The 21,035-nt window shown below is 34.8% G+C and carries 18 protein-coding genes; 5 read left to right on the plus strand and 13 right to left on the minus strand.

Annotated features, from left to right (window positions below; genetic code table 11):
• Positions 1-3: 3 nt before the first annotated feature.
• From C245_RS0108060 to C245_RS24365, 5 genes are all read right to left on the minus strand, one after another.
• Entirely contained in the window at positions 4-3,108 is a 3,105-nt protein-coding gene (locus C245_RS0108060) for a DUF6493 family protein (protein ID WP_017496080.1), read from the minus strand.
• Between the two features lie 340 nt (positions 3,109-3,448).
• Positions 3,449-4,912, minus strand: coding sequence for a tyrosinase family protein (locus C245_RS0108065; RefSeq protein WP_017496081.1), 1,464 nt, complete (start codon positions 4,910-4,912; stop codon positions 3,449-3,451).
• A 39-nt stretch (positions 4,913-4,951) separates the two neighbouring features.
• Positions 4,952-5,380 (minus strand): hypothetical protein, encoded by a 429-nt coding sequence (locus C245_RS0108070; RefSeq protein ID WP_017496082.1) that lies wholly within the window; start codon positions 5,378-5,380, stop codon positions 4,952-4,954.
• A gap of 17 nt (positions 5,381-5,397) precedes the next feature.
• A complete protein-coding gene (locus C245_RS0108075; RefSeq protein WP_232424342.1) occupies positions 5,398-6,258 on the minus strand; it encodes a multicopper oxidase domain-containing protein in 861 nt (286 codons plus the stop codon).
• A gap of 257 nt (positions 6,259-6,515) precedes the next feature.
• Positions 6,516-6,665, minus strand: a complete 150-nt coding sequence (locus tag C245_RS24365; RefSeq protein ID WP_017496084.1) for a hypothetical protein — start codon at positions 6,663-6,665, stop codon at positions 6,516-6,518.
• A gap of 168 nt (positions 6,666-6,833) precedes the next feature.
• Here C245_RS24365 and C245_RS0108085 point away from each other — a divergent pair, with 168 nt between their 5' ends.
• The gene (locus tag C245_RS0108085) at positions 6,834-7,232 is read left to right on the plus strand and encodes a helix-turn-helix domain-containing protein (RefSeq protein ID WP_017496085.1); all 399 of its coding nucleotides are present in this window, start codon (positions 6,834-6,836) and stop codon (positions 7,230-7,232) included.
• 346 nt (positions 7,233-7,578) lie between these two features.
• Here C245_RS0108085 and C245_RS0108095 read toward each other — a convergent pair whose 3' ends face one another.
• The 5 genes from C245_RS0108095 to C245_RS0108115 all read right to left on the minus strand — a co-directional run bounded on the left by C245_RS0108095 (position 7,579) and on the right by C245_RS0108115 (position 12,439).
• Positions 7,579-8,031, minus strand: a complete 453-nt coding sequence (locus C245_RS0108095) for a hypothetical protein (protein WP_017496087.1) — start codon at positions 8,029-8,031, stop codon at positions 7,579-7,581.
• Positions 8,024-9,271, minus strand: coding sequence for a nucleotidyltransferase (locus C245_RS0108100; protein ID WP_017496088.1), 1,248 nt, complete (start codon positions 9,269-9,271; stop codon positions 8,024-8,026). The genes C245_RS0108095 and C245_RS0108100 overlap by 8 nt, the downstream gene beginning before the upstream one ends.
• 12 nt (positions 9,272-9,283) lie before the next feature.
• A complete protein-coding gene (locus C245_RS0108105) occupies positions 9,284-10,471 on the minus strand; it encodes an SAVED domain-containing protein (RefSeq protein ID WP_017496089.1) in 1,188 nt (395 codons plus the stop codon).
• Between the two features lie 514 nt (positions 10,472-10,985).
• Positions 10,986-12,131: a hypothetical protein gene (locus tag C245_RS0108110; protein ID WP_157495798.1), complete on the minus strand. Its 1,146-nt coding sequence runs from the start codon at positions 12,129-12,131 to the stop codon at positions 10,986-10,988.
• A gap of 11 nt (positions 12,132-12,142) precedes the next feature.
• Positions 12,143-12,439 (minus strand): hypothetical protein, encoded by a 297-nt coding sequence (locus C245_RS0108115; protein ID WP_157495799.1) that lies wholly within the window; start codon positions 12,437-12,439, stop codon positions 12,143-12,145.
• Between the two features lie 225 nt (positions 12,440-12,664).
• Here C245_RS0108115 and C245_RS0108120 point away from each other — a divergent pair, with 225 nt between their 5' ends.
• From C245_RS0108120 to C245_RS0108135, 4 genes are read left to right on the plus strand one after another with little or no spacing between them, the layout of a single operon-like run.
• Positions 12,665-13,294 (plus strand): response regulator transcription factor, encoded by a 630-nt coding sequence (locus C245_RS0108120; protein WP_017496092.1) that lies wholly within the window; start codon positions 12,665-12,667, stop codon positions 13,292-13,294.
• A gap of 5 nt (positions 13,295-13,299) precedes the next feature.
• On the plus strand, positions 13,300-14,007 hold the full coding sequence (locus C245_RS0108125; protein ID WP_017496093.1) for a hypothetical protein: 708 nt from the start codon (positions 13,300-13,302) through the stop codon (positions 14,005-14,007).
• Positions 14,008-14,011: 4 nt separating this feature from the next.
• Entirely contained in the window at positions 14,012-14,659 is a 648-nt protein-coding gene (locus C245_RS0108130) for a hypothetical protein (protein ID WP_017496094.1), read from the plus strand.
• Positions 14,656-15,450: a sensor histidine kinase gene (locus tag C245_RS0108135; RefSeq protein WP_017496095.1), complete on the plus strand. Its 795-nt coding sequence runs from the start codon at positions 14,656-14,658 to the stop codon at positions 15,448-15,450. The genes C245_RS0108130 and C245_RS0108135 overlap by 4 nt, the downstream gene beginning before the upstream one ends.
• A gap of 6 nt (positions 15,451-15,456) precedes the next feature.
• Here the strand turns inward: C245_RS0108135 and C245_RS0108140 are convergent, their stop codons facing one another.
• From C245_RS0108140 to C245_RS0108150, 3 genes are all read right to left on the minus strand, one after another.
• Positions 15,457-16,254, minus strand: coding sequence for a TatD family hydrolase (locus C245_RS0108140; RefSeq protein WP_017496096.1), 798 nt, complete (start codon positions 16,252-16,254; stop codon positions 15,457-15,459).
• Positions 16,255-16,840: 586 nt separating this feature from the next.
• The gene (locus C245_RS0108145) at positions 16,841-18,262 is read right to left on the minus strand and encodes an RtcB family protein (RefSeq protein WP_017496097.1); all 1,422 of its coding nucleotides are present in this window, start codon (positions 18,260-18,262) and stop codon (positions 16,841-16,843) included.
• A gap of 406 nt (positions 18,263-18,668) precedes the next feature.
• A complete protein-coding gene (locus tag C245_RS0108150) occupies positions 18,669-20,909 on the minus strand; it encodes a prokaryotic RING finger family 4 (RefSeq protein WP_017496098.1) in 2,241 nt (746 codons plus the stop codon).
• Positions 20,910-21,035: the final 126 nt, after the last annotated feature.

Consider the following 21,035-nt stretch of genomic DNA (forward strand, 5'->3'; position numbering starts at 1 on the left):
TCTTTATTTTAAAATTTGCTTAATCAAGGATTTAAGCGACGCATTATCTTTCCACTGTTCAAAAAACGCAATGACGCTTTCTGACGGTTTCTGATTGGTTTTGATTAAAACATCAACATAGTTTTCTACCATTTTCTTGAAATTTGTCGGTAGCTTTTCGCTCACTTCCAAACGAGCAAAAAAGGCGTTAAAGAACTGCAGCAATGCGCTGTTGTGTACAGGTGAAATATCTTTTAAGGCAATTATTCCATCGGTTAATCTCGAAAAAGCACCATATTTCCCTGTTGCTGCAAAAGCCGCCTTCTCAGCAAACTTCTCTATATCGATTGTTTGTTTCTCAATCAGGTTCATTAAAGTTTCGGAGGCCAGTAAGCGTAAATCTTTCTTTTCCTGGAAGAAACAAAGCGCGAATAACAATAAAACATTATCCGAGAACCTCATTTCCGGTCGGTTTAAAACGTCCAGAAAACCTTTTAATTCCGGTTTTGAACCGTCCGGAACTACACAGTTGTTCAATAAAGTCATCACTAAAGCATCCGGGTTTTGTGGCGTCAGACTGTGCCAGTAAAATGTATTTCCGCCATAGTTTATATTGTAATCCCAACTGTTCGATCTTTTGTAAATATCAAGACTGTACAATAGATAATTGGGCGTTTTGATGTATTGTGGCAGTTCGAAACGAAGTTCGTACCACGAAGGCGATCTTTCTTTTTCGTGTGTTTTATAATTGTTCCACTCGTTCCATTTTTCTTTAAAGGAGAATTCGGTTTGAAATGGCGAAACCACAAATGGAACTTGTTTTAAATAGGTGTTTTCAAATTCGCTAAAAGTATGGTCCGGATAAAATGTTCTGGCTGCAACGGCCCATAAAGATAATATTCCGCTTTCTTTAGTCGTTTTTCCTAATGTTGCCAAAAGTTTTGAAACTAATGACCCCGAATCAATCGTCAGTTTATCTTCTGCTCCCAAACAGTAGGACAACAAGGCTTTTAATTCGCCCTCGATTTCATTCAATAAAGGAAGTGCTTCATGGGTATTTTCTCTCGGCATTCGCGCAATGGCAATCGCCAAATCAAGAGAATCAATTTCTTCGTTTGCTTTTTGATAGGCAATTACACGCTCCAACAAAACTTTAGGAGCGACCCAATACGGTTTATGACTGGGGAAAGAAAGCAATGGCAGTTTTGAATTAGATTCAATCTTCTGCTGCACTTTTTCTAATAACGGTCGGATTAAAACCAGTGTATTAATTTTTAAGTAATGACTGTCTCTAGTACTTAACTTATTGTTGATGTTTTCAATTTTCTGAGACAAAAACGATTTCATATAGTTCTTATGAACACTTTCAAAATAGAATTTGTTCAATTGTTTTTGATAAGGCTGTAACTGCGCGCTGTAATCGGCGGGAAACAAATCTCTTTGCTGAATATAGGTATTCATCAGGATTTCGGTATCCAGAACTTCTTCAGAAGCAATGAAGTTTCCAAACTGAAATAAAATTTCGTTCCAGTCCTTTGGCAGTTGCACTTCTTCGGTCAATACCAGTTCTTTTTGAGGTTGGAATTGATATTCTTCAAATCCGACATCGTCCGGCATCAAAGCATCCTCATCTAAAAACGGACTTAAGCCTGATTTGATATTTCCCTGCATCAACGTAACATAGGTACTCAGTTTTTCTTTCAGCACTTTATCTTTTGAGGAACCGATTTTCAGAATAATTTTAGATACTTTTTCCTGTAAAGTCAAATCAGAAATCACATAAACATCAGCCAGAATAGAGGCAATTTGATTGTTTACTTTCGGATTAGCTTTACTTATTTTTTCTAAAATCGGAAGCGCATTTTTTATGGCAGCTTTGCAGTCGCCACGCATCATTAAAGGTTCCAGCCATTCCAGAAATGATTTGGCTTTGAATTTCGGATGTGCATAAATTTTCTTCACCAATTCAATTCCGTAACTCGTAATAGGCGGATACGCGTTGTGCAAAAACGAAAATATATTTTCCTGAAAAACAATCAGTTCTTCTTCTGTCGCATTAAATTCTTCGATTCTTTTTCTGAAAAAAGATTTTAGATTGTTGTTCCATTCTTTGGTTTGAATCTGGATGGCATTTTCAATAAAAAAACTGCGGTCCATTTTTTTCTCGTCTAATAAGGTTTTGTAGACAATGCTCCAGGTCTGGAATTCGTCATAACTTTGGTTGTCATTATCCCGAAAAAAGCTGTTGTGAAGTATGGTTTCGTAATTAAACAATTCCGGAATATCTCTCTGATATCCTTTTGTATCATTTACAAGGGTATTAATGAATTTTCTGATTTTTGTCTTGGCACGCCACTCGTTTGTTGCAGCGAGACTTAAAGCGTACAACTCGGGATTGAATTGCAGCAGACCTTCCTCTTCAAACTTTCGCAGAATATGGTAATTGACACTTACCCAGTCTTGTCTTTTTACTTTATCCAGAATAAAAGTTTCCAGCCAATTGGGTTTTGCCCATAACAATGTATCCAGAACATAGGATTTCTGATCGGCTTCATCCAGCAATTGCAGTACTTCATCCCACGAATTAATGTCGGCCTTATCAAACAATGCGATAGCGCTCAGGGTGATCATTTCTTTTTGTTTTTGATCTCCTCTTGTTCCCCACGATGATCCCCAATTGTTACCGGTTTTATTCTTCTTCAAAAATTCCGGTTCTTTGGATAAATCGATGTATTGGGTCCAGTACTTTTTATTTTTTTTGATGTGCTTTTTTAAAGCTTCTACATTTCCTTTTGCATTTTCTTTTAAAAAAGGAAGCATCAAATGAATATCTTTTGCTTTTATAATGGCATCGTATTCCTCTAAAACAGCAGCAGAATTTGCCGCCTTACCCGTTTTTGGTTTTGAAGCTATACTCACTTCTCCGTTTTCAGAATATCCTTTTTTCAGTTTTTCGCTGACTAATTTTTCAGCATTTCGCAAACATTCTTCATCTGTTGAAAAACTCTTAGTCTGTGAAGTTCCCGAAGTTCCGTTTTTACCGTAAGTTACCGTAAATTCAAATCCTGTCACGTTTATTTCCCAGAATTTATCGGAGTTTCCATCAATGTATTTGAGACTTTTTTTCATTAGTAATCGTATAAAACAAGTGTTATTTCTAAATGTATACTATAAATAGGTAAAGTAATTGAATGTTGTTGTAATGAAAATCGTCGTTTTTTTACTGAAGAAGCTCTCTTTTGTAAGCCCAAATCCTGAACTGGCGTGCTTCTATTCCCTTTTATCGACTTTTATTTTCAATCTGTAAAATAAGAATTTTATAGCAAGATCTTCTTAAAAGAACATCTTTTAAATGTTAAAAAATCCTACGAAAAAAAGCAGCATTAAATTTCAAAAAAATACCCTGCAAATCAGTATTTGCAGGGTTTGGATTATGGTTGGAATGTCGTTTTCAGAAAATCTAAAAAACTTAATTTGCTTTTATCACACTAATTTTTTCAAGAGTAACTTTAGCATCTCCGCCTCCGACCTTTTTGATAATAATATCATAACTGGAATCTGAATTAATTAAGTCATCCGAAATGTAATAAGAGTAGTTAAGTTTTACACCGTCTGATCCAATTTCGTGGCTGTCTCCGGTTCCATGATCATGAGCTACTCCAAAGAAAGTCATTGTACCTACATACTGATCTTTTTTCCCGGGATAACGCAAATAAACCGTATAATAATCTTTTGGCTCTTTGTAAACCACTACATCAAGATTCAGAATTATTTTAGAATTGGCAGTTTTAAAAACTCTATTGGTGTTTTTCGCAAAGGTATTGCTTACTTTATGGGTAAAAGCCGAAGTGCCTAATACTTTACTCACTTTTTGCTCCCAAATCACTTCTTCTTTTGAATCCTGAAATGAAATTTTAGCTTTTGCTGCTTCATTAGCCGCTACAACCGGAGTTTTAGATCCGTAAAGTAAATCATCGTATTTATAATCTAAGTTGTAGACTGTGTTGTATACTTCCTCCATCGTATAAGTCACACGACTTCCGTCGGGATTTATAAACTGATATTGCCACGGATCTGCTTTTAGTTGCTCTAAGGTAGGGCGCTGTCCGTAAATCGAAACGTCCCAGGAATCCCAAATTCGGTCGACCATACTGTGATGCAGCCAGAAAACAGGATCAAATCCGGCCGACTCTACATTGGCCATTAAACCCGAAGTAACTTTTTGGTAGATTTCGTTGTAATACGTTTCACTTGGATCGGCATATCCCCCACCGATAAGATTGTGCATATAACCATGAGGGGCACCCTCAAGGCTTCTGCTAAATCCCGCGTCACCTGTAAAAGAAGGATTGGTTTTTAATTCTTCTAAAGCCAGCTGAATCTGATTGACCTGACTCGGCAAAATTGGTTTTCCATTGTTCAAAATGCTGTATCGCGCAGCAGTATAAAGAGAACCGGACTGAACTCTTAAAGGTTCTGCCATCACATTCTGAGACACTGCCTTACTGCCATAATTCCAGTACGGAAGCGCAAAGTCGGCTTTTCCGGACAGGTCGCGAATAATTTTTTCTAAATGCCAAATGTAAAATCTGTGCCATAATAAGAAATGTAGTTTCGCATTTGGTGTTCCGTTATGCGTACAATCGGCCCATGCCCATAACTTATCATTGATGGTCTGATATTGCGGACAGAGCTTATTGGGACCTGTAATTTCTTTCGGAACACTGTGAATCGCTCCCTGATAGTACCAGGAAATTCCTTTTTCGCAGCCCGCTTCGCGCATTTTCTTAAAAGCCACATTCATCGCTTCCAGATTCGCTAATCCCTGAGGCGTATTAACGTTCCATCGAATGTATTTCGCATTATTTCTATTTTGACCATAGGACATTCCCATAGTCAAAATAATACAGATTAAAATGGTAATTTTTTTCATTTTTTTGTTTTTGGGTGATTAATAAATTGGTAGTTAACATTAAAGCACTTCGACTTCAAAAGTTAAAATCTGAGCATACTTGGGGTTTGCTTTGTCGTAGATTTTAAATTTCACCGTCCCGTTGCCTATTTTGTTGGCAGGAATTACATGAATGGCAATAAACCCCTGCTGATCCGGATTAAGTTTATTAAAAGAAGATCCTTTTGGAATCCCAATCTGGCAGGCACCGTGCTGACACATCGAGCAATCCCACTCCTTTGGAAATGTATTCGATACGGTTTCCCAAACCAGATAAATAGGTTTATTTGAAATATTTTCGACCTTGATTTTCGAAATGTCAAGCCGTTTGTTTTTTAGCACGCTTTCTTTATTGACCGCAGTTCCTACTACCGAAAATGTAGGTTTGTTTTGCGCAAATGAAATAGAAACCGAAAAAAGGAGTATCCAATAAAAGTACTGTTGTTTCATAATCGTCGATTTAAATTTTAATTGAAAACAGCAATAGCCGTTTCGTAAACTTTCTTTTTTGAAATAGGATCAGTAAAATAGTAGATCAATTGTTCTGTATCTCCCACATTTTCCAGGGAAACGAGTATTTCCAGACTTTCTCCCGCATGAAGTGCCGCTGTGCATCCGTTAGCCGATTCTGTTAGAGCGGTCTCACTCCCAAACCTCAGCTTTAATTTTGCATTAGGCGGAAATACAATTTCATGAAAATACAATCCCGAATTGACCAATCGAAGCAGCACCGTTTCGTTTTTACGATCTAACGATTGTAAGCCCTTACTATCAGAAGCAACTTGTCCGTTAATCAAAAAATAATTGGGTTTGTAGGGCGGAAGAACAATAGGTTTATTACGAGAATCGTATTCGGTACCCATGATGGCATCGGTGTGCCATTTTGTATCCAGTTCGTTGCTGCACCAAAGAATTTCACGCAAGGGCTCAGCCGCCAGAAGATCCTTTTCTTTCGGTTCAATAATGATGAGGCCAAACATTCCCGCCTGAAGGTTGAACGGATAATTTTCGGGACTGTAATACAAATAGGTACCCGGTTTTTCGGCTATAAAAGAATAAAACCCATGCTCCATATGATGAATGGCCTCTTTTTTCTTCATCACCTTATTGTTTTTGTCCCATTGAACAAAATCAATTTCTTTGCAAAATAAAGAGACCGGATTTCCCTGCGAAATGCTCCAAAAATCAACCCGAACAGTATCGCCAACCTTTGCCTTTATCTCAGATCCCGGCAAAGTAACCTGTCCCGAAAGAGAGTTTGTAAAACCAAAAGTCCGAATAGGGACGTTATTTTTAAGCAGCAGTTTTCCTGTTGTTCTCCCGATCACTAAATGTTCGTTTTGAGAAAACAAAAACAGATTGCTTAGTAAAAAGCAAAAGAGCACTATGGATTTGGGGCATCCTTTCATTTTTCAACTTAAATCATTCATTGCCAACACCTTTAGCAATGCAATTCAAATTTAAAATTAATGTCGGTTTTGAGACCCCGTAGAAATACCTGATTTTGTAGTAAAAATCTGCCTTGAGTTTTGTTTTTTAAGAATATAATTCTTCCCGGATTGTTAATGAGGTTGTAAAGTTTCTTTTAGATTCTTTTCCTTTTTTCTTTTGTAACACTGATTTCACTAAGCCATTTTGCTTGCGCTCTGGCCTGTTCTAAGGTAACAGGTTTCTGCTTTTTTAATTGCTTCATACTTATCTCCGCTCTTTCCTTAAATGATATTTTGTAATTCATACTTTTAAATAATCTCCTTTACGATTTATGCGACAAATACAGCTTTCACAAAAGTAAGAAAAAGAATATATTTACAACGGGTAAAAAACACCCGAAAGTACATTACCAAATTAGCCTTGTATTTTACCGATCGCTGTTTTTATCAAAAAAATTAAATATCTTTGAATTATGAGCACAGAAACCAGACCCAGAAATATTGGCCGAAATATCAGCCGTATCAGAGAACTTCGCGGAATGAAACAAGAAATTCTTGCAGAAGCTATTGGAGTAAGCCAACAATCTGTTTCGAATATTGAAGCCAGCGAAAATATAGACAAAGAAAAACTAGTACTAATTGCAAAAGCACTTGGCGTGACGGTAGAAGCGATCGAAAATTTTACAGAAGAATCTGTTTTTAATTTCTTTAATAATTTTTACGATAATAGTGCTAATAATGGCCATTTAAGTAACAATAATAATCACTGTACTTTCAATCCTCTTGATAAAGTGGTCGAGCTGTACGAACGTCTCGTTCAGGCAGAAAAAGATAAGGTCGAATATTTAGAAAAATTAATGAAATTGAAATAACAGTCTCACCAAGAGAACTTCTGATAACAAAATGCGCAAATCATCCTTTTGATTTTGCGCATTTTTTTTGTTACTATATCTTTTTTAAAGTTGTGTCAAAATTTAAAAAAATAAAAACTTTGACACAACTCCTGTGTCAAAAAAATAAAAAATAAAAAATTTGTCACAGAAATTTTGTCACAGAAGTTGTAACAAAACAAAAATAAAATCAATTTTGTTGCAACTTCTGTGGCAAAATGAAAATTAAAAATGTTTTTGCCACAGAAGTTGTGGCAAAACCAAAATATAAATCAAATTTGCCACAACTTTTTGTGGCAGAAATAAAAAACCAATAAATACATCACGACTATTTAATTTCATACTCATTATGTCCGCCGCCAAGCCACTCTCCATCAATTAACCATATTTCATAAAAAAAGAGCCATTTACTTATCCAAGGAATAATTGTTGAAACAATAAGCTTTTCCTTAGTCCACTCATTCTTGCTAGGAGAATAAAGGCAAAGTCTTTGATCTTTTGAAGAATATACATGAGGTAATTTAGTCCTATTTTTTGCAATAATTAAATTTTCTGATAAAACATAGACCTTCACACCAATAAATTTATCATAAGTCAATTTTATATCATAAAATTGACTTAGGGTAGTTGGTTGTAATTTAAATTTAATCTCAAAAGAATTTCCTTTCTCTTTAACAACTTCAATATTAGGAAACGTTTCTTTTATCTTCAATAATTGAGCAGATGAACTAAAACCATTTCTAGTTTTTGTTTGCCCTCTTTTACGATATTGATTATTCATTTATTCCTTCAAAATTATTTTTTTTCATATTTATGCCAACAGAACCTATAGCGCCTGAAGCAACATCTACTTTCAAGCTATTTGTCTCGCTTAAATTTCTTATTTTTAAACCATAGTTATTGAATGTTTTTTTTACCAATTCACCTCCAAATGGCATTTGCATTGATTCATTAATCCTTTGTAAGCCGTAACCAGATTGTGAGGTTATATTATCAACGTCTTCCTTAACTTTTTTTAGCCATTCATAAAAATTTTCTTCTCTTTTTGGAAACTCATTCCATTTGTCTGCAAAATTTTCTTCTTTGTTAACAGGATTTTCAATATATTTCTCTTTCTTTCCAGTAATTGGATTATAATCTTTAATGAAAGATTCCATATTATTTATAACATTAACTAATGCTTCAATAATATTTGTTTCTTTGTTGTATGCTTTAGATGCTAATGTTGTAATTATAACCGAAATAGGCTTGTCTAGTTTATCTTTCCTATCTCTATACATTATATCTCTATGTCGTTTCAATATTTGGACAACTCTTTGTAAAGGGAATCTATTTTTTTGAAAACGTGGTACTGGACGAACAGCTTCATTAAGAGAAAACATTTTATTAGTCTGAATTGTTGCTCTACTAAAAAACCATTTTGCATAACCTAACGGATTGCTTTTTAACCATTCTTTTGGATCTGTTGACGTATAATAATTTTGATTTTCCTTGTCGGTTATACTTAAACAAAGTTTACCAATATCACTTTCATCAAACATTCTCTTATATGATTCGTTCAAGATAGTTTCGTAACCTTCACTTATAATAGCTGGCAAAATATCCATATGATATCTTTCTTTAATATTTTCTGAATCTTTTCTATATTTTAAAGTCCAGCATCTTCTTCCTTCTTCATCTAATAAATCATCCAATCCTTTATGGGCTTTCAATTGATTTCCAACTATTTCTTTTAAATTAAATTGTGTCCAAGAATGTTTCTTCTTACTTAATTCACAAACCAAATCAATATCTAAGTCATCATCTTCACAAATAGGCTGGATAATAGTTCCTAGAATAAATGAGCCTTGCGGTCTAATTAAAGGATTGTAAGTTTTCAGTTCTGAATCTTCCTTTGACAACCAATTGCCAACATTTTGATAACTAGAGATTGCTGCATTATATTGCGTTTCTGTAATATCAAGATTTTCTCCTAAAGTTTCAAGTATTTCACTAAAATCAAGTTTTTGTTGTTCTGTCATATTTATCATTTTTTAGTTTATTTCTATAGTTTTAAAGAAACCATCATTTACCTTATTTTCGTCATAAATAATTAATGGCATATCAGCTTTAGGCATCCAATATCTTCCAAGTTCAACAGCAGTAGAAATTGGCATTGCAGGAAAAATATGCAATGGTGTTTTTGAACCATATTTAAATTTAATATAGTCAAACACAAGTCTTATTTTTAGTGTAAAATCTTCCAACTGCTTTTTATTTATCAAAAAGCTGTTTATAGGTTTGTCAATTGTTAATGTGTAAATACTACAATCTGTCCCTAAAACTGAAGTAATTCTATCATTGCTAATTGTTCCACTAAGAGAAATATTTAAAGCAACTGTAGTTTTACTGATCTCATGATTAATTAGTTTATAATTAGTTTGAGTATCAATATTTAAAAAATTCCACGACCCCAAGTTCCTATCATATTGCTTAACACTAGTCAAAACTTTATCCCCAATTAATGTTCCAAGTTTTATTAGTAATGGAATTGGTGCAAAAGCAAATAATGACATATGATGGATTGATTTATCATTTACCAATGGTAATAAATCTCTATCAAAATGACACTGTAAATTTTCTACTTCCGTCTTCCAAAAGCTTTCATTTTTATCTCTAAAGTAACTTCCTGAAAAACTCAAATCTATTGCTCTATTCTTAGCAGGATAATTATTGGGCAAAAGAAATTCTCTAACCGATTCATAGGTCATAACAGGAGTATGCTCTCCGATATTTGCTTTATAAATAACTATATGACTATCCATATTTGGCTTTATGGATGCTAATAATTCTATTCTTTCTTCATGTACTCTTTTCATCTCAATCAAAACTGAAGCAGGATAATCTTTTCCACCTATACCTTTTTCATCAATTCGACGATGACAAACATCACATAATAACATTAAGTTAGATATATCTGTTTCTAGTTTCGGTGAAAATATCTTATCATACCTTTCACTTCCTGCTGCATAACCGTAAATGTGAGCGATATAAGCTGAGTTATTATCTGTTTTTGTAATTTTATCAATATTTAGTACTTCAAGACAATTTTGAAACTGACACCTACCAGCTGTCTTACTCCATAAAATGATTTTAGTTTTTAGAGAAATAGAAGGTCTTTTATTAGTTGAAATAACTTTTTTAACTAATTCAGTACTTTTTTTATTTTTTTTGTCTGTCATAGATTAATTCTGAGATTGCTTTAATATATCTTCAAATCTAATTATAAAAATTTTCTTAATATTATGGTAATCCGTAAACCATACGTAAAATTCGTTGAACTGTGAATAAACTTGTTGAACCTTCATTTAAGCAAAAACCTAATATGAATATGTTTTAAACACATTAGGTCAATTTAAATTTCGAAAAAAAAACTTAGCATTCCTAATTGTCTCCTCAGCAACCCTAATCCCCGAAACTCCTTTAAACTATGCAACTGTTCCGGCCACAAAAGGCAGAAAAGCAGGTTCGCAACGGCGTTCGTGGTATTTCTTCAAAAGGCTGTTCGGCACATTTTTAGGAAGCATAAACGGCGCATCGGGAAATTGAATAGTCTAATATATATAAACCAAAAGCCCTCAAACCAAGTAGAAACACCTGATTTAAACAAGAGCTTTTTCTCAAGTTCCAAAATAAAAACACTGCTGCGTAATTATTTTGCGCAGCAGTGTTTTACTCAATGAAAAACTATAAAATTTATTCATTTAAGACGAGTTTATCTTTGTCCTCTTTTCCAAAATTATAAGTAATATTCAAAAAACCTAGAAAATTAGATTTCTCAATATCATACTTGATCGTTAAAGGAATCCAAATATCTTTAGTTACACGAATTCTGAAATCGGAACTCGCTAAAAAAGTATTCTTTTTTTCATCAGGCAATTGATTTTTCAAAATCGAATTATACTCCATATATAATTTTATTTCAAATACACTTTGTTCATTTCTTTTAAACATTTTATAGTTAAGACCAGCAGAATTTCTCAATTCTAATCTTTGAACACTCTTCTCTATTAAAGTGTCGGAGTAAACTAAATTTGATCTAATATCTAATTCCAGGTTTTTAAAACCTTGCAAAAAAACAGTCCCGAAAGTAAGTTTCTTATTATTTCCCTTATCGTTAGTAGTTCCATTTAAAGAAACCGTCCATAATGCCTTTTTTTCAAGATCGGAATATTCTTGGTCTCTTAATTCATGAATTTTCGCAATATAATCTTTCAATTTTATCGATTTGTTTCGGTTTTCAAATTCAGTAATGATTTTATTAAAATAAATATTTGAATCATCTATTTTATCAAATTCTTTATTTGTCAGTATAGAGCTTGCTATGTTTATAGCTTCTATTTTTTCACTAAACTTCTTGTCACCTGTTTTATCTAATTCATCAACAAGTTTATCATATATTTCAGATAATTCATTAGTCCAAAATTTATAATCAAGTGCAAGTGCAGTTTTTGCAAAATTGACAACGTCTTTGTCTCTCTGATTAATTAAAGCGTAAGTAATTCCGCCAGAAAATCCTTTGTAATTAAACTGTTCATCGAAATTAAGCTTCGTATTGAACTCAAAATTTCTTGAAAATTTCTGTTTAGAAAAAACTGTATCTGTTGTGATATTATCCCAAAAAATAGATTTAATACCGTATAAGGTAGAATTAAATTCGACACTTTTGTTTGGCCCCGTTAAATTACTAGTTCCTAATTGAAATAAATTAGACAAAACTTCTTTGTAATTTCCTGATTTTGAATTATCCGTAGCTTCTCTGAATTTTTGCACTTTTTCATCTTGCGCTAACACAACATGAACAGACATTAAAAGTAGCAAGCTTATAAAATATTTTTTCATGATCTGTTTATTTAAATTTCGAAATAAAATAATTCAGTAATGAATGGCTTCGCTGTCACTCTTTTAGCATTATGAAATGGTCCTCTGGTAAAACTACCCACTACCTCAATCTCTGTTTTTCCTTTTATAGGGTTCATTCCAAATAGTTTAATGGTATATCGACCGCTTTCTATATTAAAATCTTGATTAAAAGAAGTTGGAGATTCATACTCGATTTCTTCACGAGTATCCACGTTTTTGATTTCAACTCTAATTGAATCGGGTGCTAATCCACCACTAATTCTAACTTTTACCATAATTGTTTTCATGATTTCTATGTTTTTAGTTAACATCTCAAAAGTATCCTGATAACAGTATATCAATCAATTACCCTTTTGGGTGATATTTTATTTTTTACAATTCTCATTTTATTTTTTGTAAGTTTATTCCATGAATACCATTTGTCTTTTTTGAGTTAATTTCTAATATCACCCAAAAGGGTAATTGCGGTCAATGAACTTATTGTACAACTTTGTAAAAGAAAATGTAACGCCATGAAGATACAAGTAGCCATAGTAGAGGATGATAAGAATTACAATCAGGCCTTAAAAAATATCATCGATTTCCAGCAGGATATGGAATGTGTGGCTCAGTTTTTTAACGGTAAAAATGCTTTGCAAAAACTGGAAGCCCTGGAACCAGACGTGGTTTTAATGGATATTCAGCTGCAGGATTTATCAGGTATTGATCTTGTTTTTAAATTAACAGACGTAATGCCAGGCACAACCTTTGTTATGTGCACCAGTTTTGAAAATGACGAAAAGATATTTTCGGCATTACGTGCAGGTGCAAGTGGTTATCTGGTAAAAGGAGATCCGCTGGACAAGATCATTCAGGCAATTCAGGAAGCTCACAAAGGCGGTGCCCCTATGAGTTTTGCGATTGCAAAGCGCGTTTTACAACATTTTCAGGAAACAAAAGTACAAGTACAAACCTTGTCGTTACTGACTGTAACCGAAAAAGAAGTTCTTGACTTGCTGGCGCAGGGACTTCTCTACAAAGAAATTGCCGATAAAAAAAATGTCACCATCGACACCATTAAAAAACACATTGGCAATATCTACCGAAAACTACAGGTAAGTAACAAAATTGAAGCAATTAACAAGTTTAACACCAAAAACTAGAAATTATGGACACTCTAAAACTACAAGAAAAAGTTACTGAAAAAACAATCTCAAAAAATTATGAAACATTCGCACCAATTGTTCTTAAAATTATGCCGGATGTGGAGGTTGATTCAAGAAATGAAGCTTTAAGAGAACTAGCAATCGATAATATGATTTATGATTTCTCTATCGATTCAGAAAATTTCATTTCTGAAATATTTAATTCTTATGATAATGCCTCCATAGAAGAAAAGAAGGTACTAGATTACTTTAAAATATACTTCATACAAGATGATAATGATCTATTTTCAATTTGTTTTTCTATATCTTCTGTAGAAACCGAAAAAATTGGAGATAAAGATTTCTTTTTCAAAATTAATACTCAAAAAATAGAAAAAATTGAGAAAGAAGTCTTTATAAAATATAGTAACAATTATAAAAATAAATTACTTCAATCAATTAATTCAAAAACCTGGATAGGTGGTCTCCAAATCAAAAATACAGAAGCAGTTAGTTATAAACTTAAAGACCTCTATTTTTTTATTCTAAAGCACTTTTTAATTAATGCTAAACCTGAATCTAGTTACTCAGAATTGTTTTTTGAAATGATTAAATTTGAAGAAAATGCTGAAGAGCCTACAAATCAAAATAAATTAAGTATCGTTGTTCGTGCACAAAGTGTTTCAAAAGGCAGAGCTCAAGCATACGACTTTGGAAGAGTTTATCCTTAACTAAATGGAAGTATTACAAATTGTTTACATAAGTTGTTTAAGCATAACAACACTAAAAGCAATAGTTTTGGGCTGGAAATATACATTTCCGGCTCAAAACTATTTGGGTATTTATCTAATTGGGACTTTAAGTTTAGAAGTCTTTGGAGAAATTAAAGCCTACTTAAAGCAATTTGACTTTGCCGTTTATTATAATATATATGCACTATTCTGCATTTTATTTTTTGGAATCTATTTTTCAAAAATCTATATCGGAAATTTTAAGCGAATTGGATTATTCGTTTCATTCATCCTTTTATCTTACTGTTTCATTTTTATTGATATTCTAAGCACAAAGTTTTTACCACAACTAGGAATATTGGTCGCTTTATTCTACATTTTTAATTCCATTTTGTGGTTTTATCAAAAACTTCAAATTCCGGTTGAAGGTAAGATTACCGACGATCAGAATTTCTGGATTTCAACCGCTTTACTTTTCTGGAGTACTTACATCATTTTTAGGTTTACACCTATGTATTTATTCGAAAAAGAAGATCTTTTTTTCTTAGAAATTCTAAGAAAAATTAGCTCTGTAGTCAATTTTATCATGTATGCTCTATTTTATTATGCCCTTATAAAATATGAGCGAATCACAAAAACATCAGCTAAATGAGCGAGCTGCCTCACGAAATAAAACTTACTTACATCATTGCCATCATGGTGATGCTGTTATTTGTTTGTTTTATAATTATGGTCGTGTTTGTTTACAACAAAAAACAGCTTATTCAGCAGCAGGAAAACCAAATCAAAGAAAGCGAGTTTCAAAACCAGTTGCTGCAGAAAGAATTAGAACGTCAGAAAGCGATTCAACTGGAAAGAGAACGAATTTCCCAAGATATGCATGATGATTTGGGTGCCGGAATTTCGGCCATAAAACTTCAGGCAGAATTTTTAAAATATAAAATGCCTGAAGAAAGTTTTTCGGAAGATCTGGAAGTCATTATAGCTACTTCAGAAGATATGAATTTAGCCATGAGAGAAATTCTCTGGAGTCTGAATTCTCAAAATGATACTATTGGTAATTTTATAGAATATGTGAGTCTCTATGTCAAACGTTTTTTAGATAAAACGACTATAACATTTCAGCTAGATTCGAATATCATTGAAAAAGAAACCAATTTATCTGTAAAAGCCCGAAGAAACCTCTTTTTGGTAGTAAAAGAAGCCGTTCACAATGTATACAAACACAGTGAGGCAAGTACTCTGCAAATTCAATTTGAACAGACTGAGAATGATCTTAAAATTACGGTGAATGATAACGGAGTTGGATTTTCTGATACGATTCAAAAAGGAAATGGTATCAACAATATGTCGCTGCGAATGGAAGCCATAAATGGAACTTTCACAACATTAGCTGTTAAAAAAGGAACGTCATTATTGTTTATCTATCCTTTTAAATCGTAAGTTTATCTAAATCCCAAAAAAACTTTTAGAATTTCGAGTCGTTTCTTCCGCCACTTTGGCTAAAGTAATTCCTTTAAACTGTGCAATGGTACCGGCCACATACGGCAGAAAAGCAGGTTCGCAACGGCGTTCGTGGTATTTCTTCAAAAGGCTGTTCGGCACATTTTTAGGAAGCATAAACGGCGCATCGGTTTCGATCATCAGACGATCGAGCGGTACGTATTGAATCACTTCTTTTAAATGAGCGAAACGTTTGGTATCAGAAATCGCTCCCGTAAAACCCAGATAGAATCCGTGATCAAGATAGGTTTTGGCTTCCTCCAGCGTTCCCGTAAAACAATGCACCACGGCTTTGGGCAATTGCGGTAAATAGTCTTTGGTAATGTTCATAAACTTGGTAAAAGCTGCTCTTTCGTGCAAAAACAAAGGTTTCTGTATTTCAATCGCTAATTCGAGTTGGGCTTTATAACAGGTTTCCTGCACATTTCTGGGCGAAAAGTCACGATCAAAATCGAGTCCGCACTCGCCAACTGAAACGACTTGTTTCTGCTTTAATAAATTTCGAAGTTTCGAAATACTCTGCGCATCGAAACTCTTCGCATCATGCGGGTGAATTCCCGCCGTCGCATACAGCACGCCCGGGTACTGTCTCGCCATCTTCGCGGATTCTTCACTGTTTCGTATGCTGGTGCCCGTGAGTATCATTTGCGATACGTCGGCATCAAGTGCGTTTTGTACGACATCGTCTGTGTCGTTTTGGAATTGTTTGTTGGTTAGGTTGATACCTATGTCTATATATGTCATTTTTTTTAAAGTTGCTAAGGTTCTGAGAGGCTAAGGTTTCTTCCTCATTGGAACCAAATTATTTTTTTTAAAGTTACAAAGGCTCAAAGAGGCAAAGGTTCAGAGGTTTTCCTCTTTGAGTCTTTTTATTATATTTTGTTTTGCTTTTTATCTTTGGTCTGTTTTTACTCTCGCAAAGGCGCGGAGTCGCTAAGTTTTTTTTGCCACAGATTAAAGGATTAGAATGATTATTAAAAAATGTGCTGAATCTGCTAAATCTGCTCAAAAAAAAAACTTTGTGAACTTTGCGATTAAATAACCACAAAGCTTATCCTTTCGATGTGAGGAGACTCGAGCGATCATGAACAGGCGAAGCAAATCGCACTTGAAACTCCGCACAAAATATCACCAATCTTTGTCGAATCCCGCGTGTGATCCTTCGTTCCTCAGGATGACATAAAATGCGGAAAAAACCTTTGCGAACCTTGCGTAGATCTCAGCGCTCTTTGCGGTTAAAATTACCACAAAGCATTAAAGCACTGCAGTGCGCCTCTACAGAAAACCTTTGTCGCTTTGAACCTCTGAACCTCTGAACCTAAAAGAAGAACTAATCTTCTTTACTCCCATCCTCCGCCATTCTCACTAATTTAGGTGTAAATTTAGCCACTACATCTACTAAATCCTCCTGCGCTTTCATCACCTGATGAATGTCTTTATAGGCCATTGGCGCCTCGTCCAGACCTGCTCCAATAAGCGTAACGCCATGATCGCTCAGGATTGATTTCATCTCAGATTGTGTAATGTTTTTAATCGCCTGAGTTCGGCTCATTTGTCTTCCCGCTCCATGCGAAGCCGAATTGATCGCGTTCTCCTCCCCTTTTCCTCTCACCAAAAATCCCGGTGCGGTCATACTTCCCGGAATGATTCCCATAACGCCTTTCCCGGCCGGAGTTGCTCCTTTTCTATGCACGATCACTTCTTCGCCATTCCAGATTTCTTTCCAGGCAAAATTATGATGGTTTTCGACTTTGGCTAAAATCGTCGCTCCTAAAGCACGTTCCATTTTGTTATGAATGATCTCGTGACAAGCCGAAGCGTAATCTCCCGCCAAATTCATCGCCAGCCAATATTCCTGTCCCAATTGGGTATTCATATCCAAATAGGCTAAGTTTTTCGCCACTTCCGGAAGTTTACAAACCTCTTTTGCAATTTTGGTATAATGTCCGGCGATTGTAGCTCCCATTCCTCTTGATCCCGAATGCGTTAACAAAGCGACATATTTTCCTTTTGGGATATTCAAAACAGCATCGTCCTGAGCAAATTCCATTATTCCGAATTCCACAAAGTGATTTCCACCGCCCGAAGATCCTAATTGTGACCAGGCTTTATCTTTTAAGTTTTTCACAAACGGATTCATATTAAAAGTCTCGTTCTCCAAAACCGCATGCTCTGATTTGTACTGACCGTGAAATCCGTGGCCCGCTCCAAAAATAGAATTCTTAATCAATTCTTTTTTGAACTTGGCTTCGTTTTCAAAGTAAAAAGCTTCCGGGATATCATAAACCGACAACGCCATTCTACACCCAATATCAACTCCAACGCCATACGGAATAATGGCATTTTTTGTGGCTAAAACTCCGCCAATCGGTAATCCGTAACCCTGATGCGCGTCGGGCATTAAAGCTCCGGCAACCGTAACAGGCAGTTTCATGGCTACTTCCATTTGTTTTCTGGCTCCGTCTTCGATATAATCCAGTCCGTAAGCCGAATACGTATTTGGATTTTGATTTAAAGCAATAAAATCTTCCGGTTTCTCGTTCGATTTTTCGATTAAAGCAACCGCCAGTTTGCTGAACACTTTATCGTCTATATAATTCTCCGGAGTTTCTAAGACATTTTTGTAATGAGTGATCATTTCGTCTCTTGTAAATCCGTTTCTTTTGCTGTTTATTTTTAAGGCAATCCCGATTATTTTTCCTTCCGGAAATCCTAATTCTAATATTTCTGTACCGTTTATTTGTGTTTTCATTTTTTCTTTTTTTTAAGGGTACATAGGCCCGGAGGTTCATAGGTGCAAAGGTTTTGCACTGCTGCGCAGTTATTTTGCGTAGTTTTTTATTTCTCGCAAAGTCGCAGAATCGCTAAGGATATATTTTTTTTTTAAGCCACAGATTATGAGGATTAAAATGATTTTTCTCCTTATTATGTCATCCTAAGGAACGAAGGATCACATCCAATATTCCTCAAAGTGAATCGTCAATCTTTGTCGAGTTTCTTATGTGATCCTTCGTTCCTCAGGATGACAAACAGTGTGATTAATCATTGCTCTCTACAAACCTTTGTTCCTTTGTTCCTTTGCTTCTCTGCACCTTTATACCTCCAAACATTGTCCATCAAACCCGACAGGTTTCAAAAACCTGTCGGGTTTACAAACATTAATCAATTAATAATTGTGTAACCACTGCCGGATTCATCGCCCATTGAGCAGTATAAACCTCATCAGCATTTTGATCTTCGGTGATTGTTAAACCTTGGGCTTCCGCTTTAAGCTGTAACAAACTACCTATATTCAATTTACTGTTTAATTTTGACAACAACGCCTGAACGCCTTTAAAGTCCAAACCTTGTACAACCTGACCTCCGAAAGTCATCTCTAACCAAACGATTTCTCTTTTGGCTACATCCAAAACTCCAAAGACCAAACCTTTCGCCACATTCTGTGTCACACGAACCTGATGATCCACGCAAGACGGATCGTAAGCAACTCCGGTTTTCTCCGAAATTTTCATCGGGTGTTTGCTGTTCATCCAACCTACTATCAGATTTGGCGTGATACTTCCGTTGCTATAAGCATTGCAGGTAAAAGTCACAAACTTAGCTTTGGCTTTTGCCAATTCGTCAATATTGATGTTGATATATTCGGCAGTTCCAATTTTATTCGGAATACTTCTGATATCACCACTATGCTGACAACCGGTTGTCATTAATCGGCTGAACGAACAAATATCAGAACGATCTTCGTAAGCAATATGGCAGCTTAAATCCATATCCAGATGTTGAGCAGGCAAACCTGCACCCCACTGCATAAACAATCGTACTTCGTTGCCTTCAACCGGAAAACGCGTTCCCATTAAAGCTACAGGTAAATCCTGAACCGTATCGCTACGATCTCCTATTGAAACCGGAATGTTGAATAATTGCGGATCAATATAGATGGTTTTATTGGTATTTTTAACCGCCGCGAATCTTTTTCTCATTGCCAAAAGACACAAATCCTCAATCTGATTTTTCATCTCCTCCAACTGCAATTCGTCATACAAATTCAACAATGCGTTTGGGTTTACTCTTTTATTGGTTCCTCCTAAAGGCTTTACACTTCTTTGTATGTTTTTATCAAAATAATTTGATGCATACATGTTCAGCGTAAAGATCAGTCTAGCCGGAACTTTATCTATAATTTCAGAAAAATGAGCAATCGTTTCGTCTGCTCCAAACCAAAGCATATTCGAAAATAAAGAACGGGCAAATAAACCCGGACGTTGCTTTAACAACGTAAATGTTTTATCGGCATCAAACTTTAGCCTTGACGAATTTACTTTCCCCTGCCAAACGTCATATACCTGATTGTAAAATACATCCATTAAAAAGTTCAATTTTTCGAATCCTTTTCTTTTGCTGTATTCTGCCAAACGCAAAGCACGGATAAAACGAACCCACATTCCTCTTTTTGGATGCATTATTTCGCACATGGCTTCAACTTCCATATCCATATTATTTAACCAGTTGGCAACCATCAAACATTCTTTTCTTGAATATTTCAATTTCAAATCTTTTTGAGACGCCATTCTCGCCTGCACACTTGTATCTAAAACAGTATGAAAATGCTGTCCATTTTTAGCTGCTCTTTTAACAATGGTTTTTGGTTCAATGATCTGAAGCATTCCTGTATTCTTAAACCATAAATATCTTAAAATATCCGTTGGTGTTTTCAAAAATTGCGATGCTTCGTCTTCTTTACCGTTTTCAATCAAAAGATCGATTACAAGCATTAAAGTTTCCTTCATTGCTACCTCGGTTTTTGGTAAAGGCAAATACTGCATAACCATTTTTAAGGTATCTGTCTGAGTGGCGTCTAAAGCAGTTTTGGATTGCAATAACGATATATAGAAATCATTTAAATCTTTTTCAGACCACAATTCCAGCATTTTTAATTTGCTTCCCTGTCCCACTTTTTCGATTTTACCAAATTCAAAAGGAGTTCCACAGAAGGGACAACCATTGTATCTTTCTAACGGAAAAGTATTATCGGGAATGATATGTCCGCAAGATAAAGTTGTTCCGTTTTTAGTTTTAAAAACATTTCCGAAATACGTAATAACATGATCCAAAACAGATTCTCCTGTTGGAACATTCCATTCTTTTACCAATGGTGTCCAGTTTTTATCAGTTCCTAAAACTTCTCTCAAAACTTCTAAAACCTCAACTTTATAAGTCGGACTTACGTTGTTTAAAGCCTGAAGTAAGGATTCTGAAAATATAAATCCCAATTTGGAAACATTGGCTAGCAAAACTGATGTTGTTCCTGATAAATTTTTAACGTCATTCTTAATCATCTCTGATGGAATGAAAATAGCGTTCTGACGTAAACTGATTTTTAATAATGTTGTTGTTTTCATTTTTTAATTTTTAAAAATTTAGATAATGGCGCTTCTGATTCTACCTAAAAGATTTTGAAGTAAGAAACACTTGACCTTAAATTGGAGTGTAATAGACTAACTAAGCTAAAATGGAGCGGGCGACCG

The organism is Flavobacterium sp. WG21, assembly GCF_000335775.1.
GTDB lineage: Bacteria > Bacteroidota > Bacteroidia > Flavobacteriales > Flavobacteriaceae > Flavobacterium > Flavobacterium tructae.